Below are 12,418 nucleotides of genomic sequence, written 5' to 3'. Positions count from 1 at the left end.
GAATATCTTACAGCATGTTTAATAAATAATAAACAACAAGATTATGAGTAATTATCACATAAAACATTTAGAAGAATACTATCAAGTTTACCGTAAATCCGTAAGAAACCCAGAGAATTTTTGGGAAGAAATTGCTGAAGAGCATTTTATGTGGCGCAAAAAATGGGATAATGTATTAAGTTGGGATTTTAAAAAACCAGAAGTAAAATGGTTTGAAGGAGCAAAGCTTAATATTACAGAAAACTGTATTGATAGGCATTTGTATACAAGAGGTGATAAAACGGCTATTATTTTTGAACCCAATAGTCCAGATGAACAAGCGCAACATATAACCTATAGAGAATTACATGAGCGCGTGTGTAGGTTTGCTAATGTTTTAAAAGAAAAAGGAGTCGCAAAAGGAGATCGTGTATGTATTTATTTACCAATGATTCCTGAATTGGCAATTTCAGTATTAGCCTGTGCAAGAATTGGTGCCATACATTCTGTCGTTTTTGCAGGATTTTCATCTACAGCATTGGCTACAAGAATTAATGATAGTGATTGTAAAATAGTAATTACTTCTGATGGGTCTTATCGTGGTTCAAAAACCATAGATTTAAAAGGTATTGTGGACGAAGCATTAGAGGACTGTGAAGGTGTAGCTAATGTTTTGGTTGTAAACCGAATCAATTCTGTAATTAACATGAAAGAAGGTCGTGATCACTGGTTACAACCTTTGTTAGATGAAGCATATCACGATTGTGAACCAGAAATTATGGATGCAGAAGATCCATTATTCATTCTTTATACCTCAGGTTCTACTGGGAAACCAAAAGGGATGGTGCATACCACAGCGGGTTATATGGTGTATACAGCTTATACGTTTAAAAATGTATTTCAATATAGAGAACAAGATGTGTATTGGTGTACAGCAGATATAGGTTGGATTACAGGCCATAGTTACATTGTTTATGGACCATTATGTAATGGTGCCACAACAGTGATGTTTGAAGGTGTGCCTAGTTATCCAGATTTTGGGCGCTTCTGGGAAATTGTAGAAAAACATAAAGTTAATCAATTCTATACTGCGCCAACTGCTATTAGAGCCTTAGCAAAAGAAGGTGTAGAGCATTTAGAAAAACATGATTTATCATCTTTAAAGGTGTTAGGGACCGTTGGAGAACCTATAAATGAAGAAGCTTGGCACTGGTACGATGATAATGTAGGTAAAAAGAAATCACCAATTGTAGATACGTGGTGGCAAACGGAAACTGGTGGTATTATGATTACGCCAATCGCATTTGCGACACCTACCAAGCCAACCTATGCAACACTTCCATTTATCGGGATTCAGCCAGCATTGATGGATGAGCATGGGCAAGAAATTAAAGGAAATCAAGTAGATGGTCGTTTGTGTATAAAATTCCCGTGGCCAAGTATGGCAAGAACTATTTGGGGAAATCATCAACGTTATAAGGATACTTATTTTTCAGCTTATGATAATATGTATTTTACAGGCGATGGCGCATTACGTGATGAGGTTGGGTATTATAGAATAACAGGTAGAGTAGATGATGTTATTATTGTTTCTGGGCATAATCTTGGTACAGCACCAATTGAAGATGCTATAAATGAACATCCAGCTGTGGCAGAAAGTGCTATTGTTGGTTTCCCTCATGATATTAAAGGAAATGCTTTATATGGTTATGTTACTTTAAAAGAAACAGGTGAATATAGAAATCATGATAATTTACGTAAGGAAATTAATCAGATTATAACCGAGCAGATTGGGCCAATCGCTAAATTAGATAAAATACAATTTACAGATGGTTTACCTAAAACACGAAGTGGCAAAATTATGCGTCGTATTCTTAGAAAAATTGCATGTAATGAAACGGATCAATTAGGAGATACAAGTACATTGTTAAATCCTGAAGTGGTTCAAGATATTATTGATAATGTGAAGTAAAATTTAGATTTAACTAGTATTAAATCACGAAGAGATTCAGTAAATAGTCTTTAGTTCATATTTTTTTGTACCCATTTATTATATTTTAAATGTGTATGATATGAATTCAAGATTAGTCATTGTTTTTCTCTTCGTGTTTTTTTTTTAATATAAAAGATCTATCACAAGACTAGGTTCTAATTGATTTTAATATTCAAGATTCAAAAATTTTAGCATCAACATAAAATAGTACTACGCTGTTAATGTTGAGAATTTAGGATGTGGAATCTAAGTGATTCAGTAAAGTGATATTGTAATGGAATACTTTAGAAGATAATAAAGTAATTACTTGGTTAAACGACTAAGCGTTTTCTGAAGTGTCTTTTTTAGCTTTTGCTAATTCAACAATGGCTTTAAGGCGTGCTTTACGATCTTCAGATTTAGATTTTTGTTTGTTCTTCTTCTGAGCAATCAATTTACTGTGCTTGGCTTTGTTTGCTGTGTTTTTTTCTTGTCCTTTCTTTGCCATCTTTTTTAAGATAAATTAAAAAGCAAAACTAAGCATAATTTAATACATACTTAATGGCATTGTAAGTTCTTCTGCTCTGCAATGTCATTTACTTTTTTATCTTCGTAATAAATTAAAATATTACTATGCTAAAAGCTGTTTTATTCGATATGGATGGAGTAATCGTGGATACAGAGCCATTACACCGAAAAGCGTATCATCAAATGTTTAACGATGTTTCTATCGATGTAAACGAGGACTTGTATGCTTCATTTACAGGGCAATCAACAATAAATATATGTAAACGTTTAGTGGATCATTTTAATTTAAATGAAACACCAGAGTACTTAGTAAGCTTAAAGCGCGAGCATTATAAGATTTTCTTTGAAAATGGAGATTTGCAATTAATAGATGGTGTTTTAGAGCGAATAAAGGATTACCATGCTAACGATGTTACTTTGGTTGTGGCTTCTTCTGCATCAATGCTTGGAATTAAGCAAATTTTTGAACGTTTTGATCTTAATCAATATTTCAGTGGTAAATTTAGTGGAGCCGATTTAGAGAAGTCTAAACCACATCCCGAAATATTTATTAAAGCCGCAGAATTTACGGGTTTTAAAAAATCGGAATGTATGGTAATTGAAGATTCTACTAATGGTATAAAAGCAGCACATTCAGCCGGAATCTTTTGTACAGGTTTTAAAAGTAAACATTCTTCTGGTCAAGATTATTCCTTAGCAAATAAAGTCGTTTCTAGTTTTGAAGAAATTAGTTATTCTAAAATTGTAAATATTATTTCGTAGTTATTTGCTGTATTTTTCTTGAATTTTATTTACAACATCTGCAATTTTTGCGTCTTTTTGAGCAGACATAATACTAGTTGGTTGTGCTTGTCTAACTTCGCAATCACTAATTACGCAACGTTCGCATGTAACACCAACTTGTGCTTTAGGAATTGAAGCACTCTCGGCAAAGTTAATTTTGCGTTTAAGCTGACTATTAATTTGAATTCCAATATTTACACTTCTATAACTATTAGAAACAAAAGGATCTGAGGTAGCAGAAGATAATACGAGATAGCTTTTTCCTTCATTGGGATAATTAGAAACTTGTATATCAAACTCATGAGGTTTGTTGCTCTTACTAATTTGCTCTAGCACTTTTAGAGAAGCCCAACGTCTGCAATAATGCTGATTAGTTTCATTAGCATGTGGTGACTGCTGTTTAGATAAATGTAATTCTTTATTTAATTTGAAGTGATTTGAGCCTTTTTGATGCGAAAATCTTAAGAAGAATAAACTTTTAAGATTAAAATCTTTTGGTAAAATATTGGTTAATCTTTGATAAATAGATTCTGGAGAAGCATTGTAATTACTAATAATGCGTTCAAAATCTTTAGTTTTAAATGATTTTTTTGAAAATAAAGCTTTCAAATCGGCAACCAAACTCGCTCTCGGTATAATTAAAGCACCTGCAAAATAAGACGCATAAAAGTTATTTAACACTTGGTCAAAATTTTCAAATTTAATCCAGGAGAAAGTATAAAGGCGTTCGCTAATTTCTAAATAATTATAAGCAATTTCTTTAGCGTATATAAATGTTTTTTGTGCATCATCTATATGTCTGGCTAGTAGGAGAGTTTTAGTTTTAGGAACAAATACGGAACGTAAATTATCTAATTCTGTATGCGATGTTAATTCGGTAGTGTTTATTGTATAACCGTATTCTTCAATAAGGATTTCTTCGAGTTCAACAGACTTTAAAGGTTTGGTGAGGTCTACTTGGTAGGTTTTTGCAAATTTTAAAACCGCTTGTTCTAAGTCATCAAAATAATTGTTGTTGGCTTCTTGAAATGACCTCACAGAAGCTAAGTAAAAACTCTCTTTACTAAAGTTGTAGTTCTTTGCGATTTCAATAATAGTACTAATAAATGCTGTCACCTTTGCTGGTGCATTAGAGATAATATCAATCATTGTACTTTCTTGGATTCCAAATAGCTCTAACGGAATCTCTTTTAGAAGTTTAGATTGTAATATCTCACCAATAGGAGCTAGGTTTTTATCTAGCTTTAAAGACACCATTTCATCGTATGGAACATCTAAATGTTCGGATAATGCAGCAATTTTATCTGGCTTAGGATATTTTTTTCCTTTTTCAATTTCGTTTAAATACGATTTTGAAAGTCCAGATAATTTAGACAATCCAAATAGCGAAAGTCCTTTGTCTGTACGGATTTGCTTAAGTTTTAATCCAAATATAAGTTTTATATAATCTTGTTCCATAATGGCAAATATACTATAATTTGCGAACTTTCATAAATAGCGAATTTAAATATTTAGCGAACGTTCGCTTGTTTTTTTGAAAAATAGGTTGTAACATTGCTTCATCAAATAAAACTACAGCATGGAAATTTCAGTAACAACACAACAAAAAATGAAATTCGCACCAGAGGTGACTAATTTCTATCCAGATCTTTTAACTGAAGACGCTCTAGAGTTTCTTACAGTATTGCAAGAAAAATTTAATGCTTCTCGTTTGTCTTTATTAGAAAGAAGAGAGCAGCAACAACTCGACTTCGATAAAGGTGGTTTTCCATCTTTTCCTGTTGAAACAAAATCTATAAGAGAATCTGATTGGACAGCAGCTGCTATTCCTGACGATTTATTAGATCGTCGCGTAGAGATTACAGGTCCTGTGGATCGCAAAATGGTCATCAATGCCTTAAATTCTGGTGCCAAAACATTTATGGCAGATTTTGAAGATAGCAATGCACCGAGTTGGAAGAACACTTTAGAAGGGCAACAAAACTTAATTGATGCTAATTTAAAAACCATTGAGTTAGTTGATAATTCAAGAGGAAAGCATTATAAACTTAATGATGAAACCGCTGTACTTATTGTAAGACCAAGAGGTTTGCATTTAAATGAGCGTCATATATTAGTAAATGGCGAAGAAATGTCTGGTAGCTTGTTCGATTTTGGACTATATGTTTTTCATAACTCTGTAGCCTTAATGGAAAACAATTCAGCACCTTATTTCTATCTACCAAAATTAGAACACTATTTAGAAGCGCGTTGGTGGAACGATGTTTTTGAGTTTGCTCAAAATTATTTGCAAATTCCAAACGGAACTTTTAAGGCAACCTTGTTAGTTGAAACTATTACGGCAAGTTTTCAATTAGACGAATATATCTATGAGCTTAAAGACCATATTGTAGGTTTAAACTGCGGACGTTGGGATTACATTTTTTCATACATCAAAAAGTTTAGAAATCATGAAGGTTTCGTGGTACCGAATAGAGACCAAGTGACTATGGAAACACCATTTATGGCTGCTTATTCTAATTTAGTAATTCAGAGATGTCACAAAAGAGGAATCCACGCAATGGGTGGAATGGCAGCACAAATTCCTATTAAAAATAATCCTGAAGCTAATAAAGCCGCGCTCGAAAAAGTAAGAGTAGATAAAGAACGTGAAGCCAAAAATGGACATGATGGTACTTGGGTGGCGCATCCTGCTTTAGTAGAGGTTGCAATGCAGGAATTTGATAAATATATGCCAACACCAAATCAAATTTTTAACACGCGTGAAGACGTTGTTGTCACTGAAGCAGATTTAGTAGAAATACCTAAAGGAACTATTACAGAAGCTGGTGTAAGAAAAAATATAAATGTTGGTATTCTATATCTCGAAGCTTGGTTAAGAGGTCATGGTGCAGTAGCACTTTATAACTTAATGGAAGATGCTGCAACAGCAGAAATATCGAGAACACAAGTTTGGCAATGGTTAAAAAACGAAGTGTTGTTAGAAGATGGAAGAATCTTCAATAAAGCTTTATTCGATGAATTGTTTGATGATGAAGTCGAAAAAATAATAAGAGAAGTAGGTGAAGGAAAAATAAAAAACACCAAATTTTCTGAAGCGATTGCACTTTTTAAGCGATTGGTAACTCAAGAAGAATTCGAAGAGTTTTTAACACTTTCAGCATATCAATTAATATAAAAAAAATGTCTCGTAACTACTGGAATAGATTACGAGACCTAATTATCAAAATTTGGAATAACCTTAATAATCAAAAACAAAATTATGAAAAATTTAGGACAAAGTAACTATCGTTCTGCATTACAAACCGTAAAAGACCTTAAAGCAAAGTACGGACAAACTTGGAATGCTATTAATCCTGAAAGTGCTGCCAGAATGGTAGCTCAAAATCAATTTAGAACTGGTTTAGATATTGCAAAATATACAGCTGCTATAATGAGAGAAGATATGGCAGCTTATGATGCAGATTCATCAAATTACACACAATCTTTAGGTTGCTGGCATGGTTTTGTGGCGCAGCAAAAAATGATTGCAGTGAAAAAACACCACAAAACAACAAGTAAACGTTATTTATACCTTTCTGGTTGGATGGTTGCAGCATTACGTTCAGAATTTGGACCATTACCAGACCAGTCAATGCATGAGAAAACGGCTGTTCCTGGACTTATTGCAGAAATTTATGATTTCTTACGTCAAGCAGATGCGATAGAACTAAATGATTTATTCCGAAGATTAGAAAATGGAGAAGATGTTCAAAATGAAATAGATAATTTCGAAACGCATATCGTTCCAATCATCGCAGATATTGATGCTGGTTTTGGTAATGAGGAGGCAACGTATTTATTGGCTAAAAAGATGATTCAAGCAGGTGCTTGTGCTATTCAGATTGAAAATCAGGTGTCTGATGCTAAACAATGTGGACATCAAGACGGAAAAGTAACGGTTCCTCACGAAGATTTTGTAGCTAAATTAAATGCAGTGCGTTATGCGTTTATAGAATTAGGTGTTGATGACGGAATTATAGTAGCCAGAACAGATTCTGAAGGAGCAGGCTTAACTCAGAAGTTACCTGTAAGCCAAGAACCAGGTGATTTAGCATCTCAGTACTTAGCTTTTGTAGATGCAGAAGAAGTAGCGATTGAAGATGCAAAACAAGACGATGTTTTATTAAAGCGCGATGGTAAATTAGTACGTCCTATAAGATTAGCTAATGGGTTGTATAAGTTTAAAGATGGTTCTAATATTGACCGTGTAGTTTTAGATTGTGTTACCAGCTTACAAAATGGAGCAGATTTATTATGGATTGAAACACCAACACCAAACGTGAAGCAAATTGCACACATGGTAAACAGAATTAGAGAAGTGGTACCAAATGCTAAATTGGTTTACAATAATTCACCATCATTCAACTGGACCTTGAATTTCCGTAATCAAGTATTTGATGAAATGCTTGCTGAGGGTGAAAACATGACGGCTTATGATAGAAATAATTTAATGGATGCGCAATATGACCATTCAGAATTATGCCATAGAGCAGATGAGAAAATTAAGACCTTTCAGATGGATGGCGCGAGAGAAGCTGGTATTTTTCATCACTTAATTACATTACCAACCTATCATACAACAGCGTTACATATGAATGATTTAACCGAAGGTTATTTTGGAGAAGAAGGTATGTTGGCTTATGTAAAAGGTGTGCAACGACAAGAGATTAGAAAAAATGTGTCTTGTGTAAAACATCAAAGAATGGCAGGTTCTGATTTAGGTGATGACCATAAAACATTCTTTGCAGGTGAAAAAGCTCTAAAAGCAGGAGGAGAAAATAATACGTCTAATCAGTTTGGCTCAGATTCTAACAAATCAAAAGCAAATAAAAAACTAAGCATTGTTGCTTAAACGGTAAAATAAATCTGAATTATTTATTTTAAATTAGTTAGGTCAAGGCACACTCTTTATGGAGTGTGTCTTTTTTTATAACAAGCCAATTCTTTTGTGAGAGCGCAACAAGTCCTTTAAAGTTAAATCATCATTTTTATTTAAAATAGCAAGTAGTTTTAAAAATAAAACAGCTGTGATATAGGCGTCACCAGAAGCTGTGTGTCTGTCGTGTAACGGAATGTTGAATCGTTTTGAAAGTTCATCTAAACCAAAATGTTCTTTAGTGGTATCTAATTTTGTTTTTTGAAATAGATGTCCTGTGTCTAATACTTTGTTTTTAAGTTTAGGCAGTTGCATTCGTTTTAAAGCATTATTAATCATAGTAACATCAAAAGCAGCATGATGAGCCACTAAAACAGCGTTCTTTACAAAATCTAAAAATTGAATAATTGCTTCCTCTTCTTCAAGTTTAGACAACGTTCCTTCTTTTAGTAAACCATGAATTTTTACCGTATCTGCATTAAAATGCTCTTGCATCACGTAACACTCTAATTGGTCAGCAATTTTAATTTTAAAATTTTCAATGCCAACGCAACCAATAGATAAAATACGGTCTTCTTTTGTGTTGAGACCTGTGGTTTCAGTATCAAATACAATAAACCGAATATCTTTTAATTTATGGTGTTTACTCTCTTTAAAATTCGCCACATAATTCTGCCAAAATTCAGGATACGTTTTTCGTTTAAACCAATTCATGTTACATTAATTGAGAAAGTTTAAATCGGGTTTGAATAAGTTCTTGTACAAGTTTTACAGCCTTAAAGCTGCGTTTAAGTTTTAATCTATTTAGTTTACTTAGCGATTGTACATCAATGAATCTTCCAGAATCAGAATTATGCAAACCTTGTTCGGTTCTAAACCACAGCAAGTCTTTGTACGCCTCTATGCAGAATAAATAAATGTCTTTGTTCTGAGGTTCTAATTCTACTAATTTTTTAAAACGTTCTACAGTATTGTTTATTGATTTAATGTTGTGCGATAGAATAAGTAATCGTGCAGCATCTACCAAAGGCATCATGGAGCGCGCTTTAATATCGAATTGATTTTTATGCTCACCACTTTCTTCAACTAAAAACTGTCTAAAGAAACTTAAAGGTGGTGGGTTTTGCAATGCGTTTCGTCCTAAGTAGGTTAAAAATATATCATGGTTTTCAATACTTTTAAAAATACTTTGAGACAGTTTCTCAATAAGCGTTTTACTGCCATAAACATGTTCATAATCGAAGAAAATAGTACAGAGCATTAAGTTGTCTTGGTCTGGCATTGTTATCCATCTGTTAAACTGAAGATTCCATTCTGAAACCGATAAACACCATTTAGGATTGCTTCCCATCATATCTGCCGGACATAATTCAAACCCAACCGTTTCTAGGTCTTTATTAATTTGCTTTGCTAAGTTTAAAAAATATGTTTTAGTCGCTTCTTTTTTATCGTCAGAAACATCTTCGTAAACTAAAGCATTATCTTGGTCTGTCATTAACAATTGCTCTTGTCTGCCTTGACTTCCAATAGCTAACCAAGCAAATTCTGTTGGAGGATTAGTGCCTTGTTGTATTATCGCTGAGTCTATTATTTTTTGAGTAATAACATCGTTAATTGTTGAGATTAATTTAGCCGCAAACTCTATTGGTAAATCTTGTTCTAAATACCGTTTTAATAATTTTTCTGCCTGCGCTCTAATCTCTCTTAATTGCAGAATGTCTTTACTACGCTTAATTTCTTTGACTAAAGAGGAAGCACTATTTTCTCTTAAAACAATAATATCGTGTTCAGATAAAATGCCTGTTAATTTAGAATTAGCTGTGCCATCTTCCGTAATACATAAATGGGTTATTTGATGTTTCAGCATCGCAATTTGTGCTTCGGCTACAGTGGTGCTTTCTGGATAGGTAATTACAGGTGACGACATAATTTTAGAAACTGATTCTGAAATTGAAAAGCGACCTGTCGCAATTTTTATGCGTAAATCTTTATCTGTTATAATGCCGATAGGTTTAGCGTCTTTTTCTATAATTATTGAACCTATACGTTTGTCTGTCATTGTTTGAGCAGCAGATTGTATTGTGGTGTCAATAGTACAGGTCACAGGGTTTTTAGAATAATCTACAGATTGTAAATTTGTAAATTCTGATGAAACTATAGTTGAGGTATCAGATTCTAATTGTTTGGTATTAGAAATAAAACTTGTCATTAAAAACCGACTGGCTTCAGAATTCGTGGTAATATATTCCTCTAATAATTCTGAAGAAATTGAATATACAATACTTTCTTCTATGGCAATAGCATCTAAAATATAATTGTCTTTTCTAAGTAAAGCTCTTAGTCCAAAAATATCACCTTCATCACATTCATCAACAATAATTCCTTGGTCAGTATATAAGCCTATGGCACCATTTTTAACCACATAGAAGTGATTCTCTATTGGTTGGTCAATTTTAAATAAAGCTTGGTCTTTTTCAAAATACCCAACTTCTACAGCTTCGGAAATAGAGAATAGCTGATTTCTGTCTAACATATTAAAAGGAGGAAAGTCTTTTAAAAAATCATATATCCGTTCTGCAATGGTGTTCATTCTAGCAAGTTAGTTAAAAAATGAATTATTGATTATGAATTATTTCATATTTATGCTAAAATGATATAGTTAAAATGTGATTTCTTTAATCTCTGTATTTTAAGACGATACGTTCCTTGTATTAGGAATAAAATCTTAATTTGTAACAGATGATAATAAAGAGCGTCCTACTTAAGTCACTAATTACAAAACACTATGAAATTTAATTCAGCAATATTCGCAATTCTAATTTTTATTCAATTTGGTTATGCTCAAAATGCGGAGATTCCAGAGTCGATAAAAGAACATATAAAAGCGAGAATAGATGAAGGTTTTAATCCGAGTGTTGCATTGGCTTATATTGAAGGAGAACAAGTTTCTTATTTTAATTATGGTATAACCGAAGTTAAATCCGGAAAATCAGTTAATGAAAATACGGTTTATGAAATAGGTTCGATTTCTAAAGTGTTCACAACTATTTTATTGGCAGATGAGGTTTTAAAAGGTAACATGAAGTTGGATGACCCAATTTCAAACTATTTGCCTAAAGCGGTAACTATACCTGAGTATAATGGAAAACAAATAACTTTAAAGGATTTAGCTACACATACGTCTGGTTTACCAAGAATGCCAGATAATTTTAAACCAGCCGATTACAATAATCCTTTTGCTGATTATACGGTAGACTTACTGTATGATTTTTTATCCTCTTATGAGCTTCAAAGAGCAATTGGTACGCAATATGAATACTCTAATTTAGGAATGGGTTTATTAGGTCATATACTAGAATTACATACAGGGAAAGCTTATGAAGATTTAATTAAAAATAGAATAACAGAACCATTAGGAATGACAATGACAGGTATAGCTTTTACGGATGTAATGAAAGCAAATTTAGCATTAGGACATAACGAACAGTTAGAGGTTGTAAGTAATTGGGATATAAATAGCTTAGCAGGAGCAGGTGCAATACGTTCTACAACGAGTGATATGGTAAAGTTTATAACAGCCAATATTGAGACCAGTGACACTTCGTTAAATAGAGCAATGAAGTTAAGTCATGAAATAGCTTTTACAGACGATAGTAAAAATTTTAATATAGGATTGGCTTGGCACTTTGGAAATAAAAATACCATCACTTGGCATAATGGTGGAACTGGAGGTTATAGAGCTTTTACAGGATTCTTAAATGATACAAATAGAGGAGTGGTAGTTTTAACCAATTCTGTATCGAGCGTAGACGGAGTTGGTATGAAATTATTAGATGCTCCAGTAACTTTAGAATTACCAAAGAAAGCTGAATTTCCTGATGTTGTAGAAATTTCTAATGAGGCTTTAGATATCTACATTGGTAAATATCAATTGGCACCAGAGTTTATAATTACAATAACCAGAAAAAATAATCAACTTTTATTACAAGCTACAGGACAACCACAATTTGAAATTTTTCCCTCTGCTGAAAATAAATTCTTTTTAAAAGTTGTTGAAGCTAGTATTACATTTAATAATGATGAAACAGGAAAAGTTCAAGGTTTAACCTTACATCAAGGTGGACAGAACATGCCAGCACCAAAAATCGAGTAAATTTTAAACGTTGATTTTAACATTTATTTTGAGAATTATTTCTCAATAATTCTATATCTTGTTGAAATTCAAACTAATCAGAAAA

9 protein-coding genes are annotated in these 12,418 nt (G+C 32.8%); 5 read left to right on the top strand and 4 right to left on the bottom strand.

Going from position 1 to position 12,418, the window contains the following annotated elements:
• Positions 1 to 43: 43 nt before the first annotated feature.
• The gene (gene acs / locus DFQ10_RS11635) at positions 44 to 1,951 is read left to right on the top strand and encodes an acetate--CoA ligase (protein WP_115817604.1); all 1,908 of its coding nucleotides are present in this window, start codon (positions 44 to 46) and stop codon (positions 1,949 to 1,951) included.
• Positions 1,952 to 2,291: 340 nt separating this feature from the next.
• Here acs and DFQ10_RS18595 read toward each other — a convergent pair whose 3' ends face one another.
• On the bottom strand, positions 2,292 to 2,459 hold the full coding sequence (locus tag DFQ10_RS18595; protein WP_181897627.1) for a hypothetical protein: 168 nt from the start codon (positions 2,457 to 2,459) through the stop codon (positions 2,292 to 2,294).
• A gap of 125 nt (positions 2,460 to 2,584) precedes the next feature.
• Between DFQ10_RS18595 and DFQ10_RS11630 the strand changes: the two genes are divergently transcribed.
• Entirely contained in the window at positions 2,585 to 3,241 is a 657-nt protein-coding gene (locus tag DFQ10_RS11630; RefSeq protein WP_115817603.1) for an HAD family hydrolase, read from the top strand.
• On the opposite strand, the gene DFQ10_RS11625 is transcribed toward DFQ10_RS11630, so the two are convergent.
• The gene (locus tag DFQ10_RS11625; protein WP_115817602.1) at positions 3,242 to 4,720 is read right to left on the bottom strand and encodes a helix-turn-helix domain-containing protein; all 1,479 of its coding nucleotides are present in this window, start codon (positions 4,718 to 4,720) and stop codon (positions 3,242 to 3,244) included. It lies immediately after the preceding gene.
• 121 nt (positions 4,721 to 4,841) lie between these two features.
• On the opposite strand from DFQ10_RS11625, the gene aceB reads away from it, so the two are divergent.
• Positions 4,842 to 6,440, top strand: a complete 1,599-nt coding sequence (aceB, locus tag DFQ10_RS11620) for a malate synthase A (RefSeq protein ID WP_115817601.1) — start codon at positions 4,842 to 4,844, stop codon at positions 6,438 to 6,440.
• A gap of 84 nt (positions 6,441 to 6,524) precedes the next feature.
• Complete coding sequence (locus DFQ10_RS11615) at positions 6,525 to 8,156, top strand: isocitrate lyase (RefSeq protein WP_115817600.1); 1,632 nt, start codon at positions 6,525 to 6,527, stop codon at positions 8,154 to 8,156.
• 75 nt (positions 8,157 to 8,231) lie between these two features.
• Here the strand turns inward: DFQ10_RS11615 and DFQ10_RS11610 are convergent, their stop codons facing one another.
• Positions 8,232 to 8,894 (bottom strand): 3'-5' exonuclease, encoded by a 663-nt coding sequence (locus DFQ10_RS11610; protein ID WP_115817599.1) that lies wholly within the window; start codon positions 8,892 to 8,894, stop codon positions 8,232 to 8,234.
• Between the two features lies 1 nt (position 8,895).
• Entirely contained in the window at positions 8,896 to 10,770 is a 1,875-nt protein-coding gene (locus tag DFQ10_RS11605; RefSeq protein WP_115817598.1) for a DUF294 nucleotidyltransferase-like domain-containing protein, read from the bottom strand.
• A gap of 195 nt (positions 10,771 to 10,965) precedes the next feature.
• Between DFQ10_RS11605 and DFQ10_RS11600 the strand changes: the two genes are divergently transcribed.
• Entirely contained in the window at positions 10,966 to 12,333 is a 1,368-nt protein-coding gene (locus tag DFQ10_RS11600) for a serine hydrolase (protein ID WP_115817597.1), read from the top strand.
• Positions 12,334 to 12,418 lie beyond the last annotated feature (85 nt).

Origin of the sequence: Winogradskyella eximia (genome assembly GCF_003386165.1) — a bacterium.
GTDB classification, from domain to species: Bacteria; Bacteroidota; Bacteroidia; order Flavobacteriales; family Flavobacteriaceae; genus Winogradskyella; species Winogradskyella eximia.
Note: the sequence above shows the minus strand (reverse complement) of the source record. Positions and strands in the feature narration are given on the sequence as shown.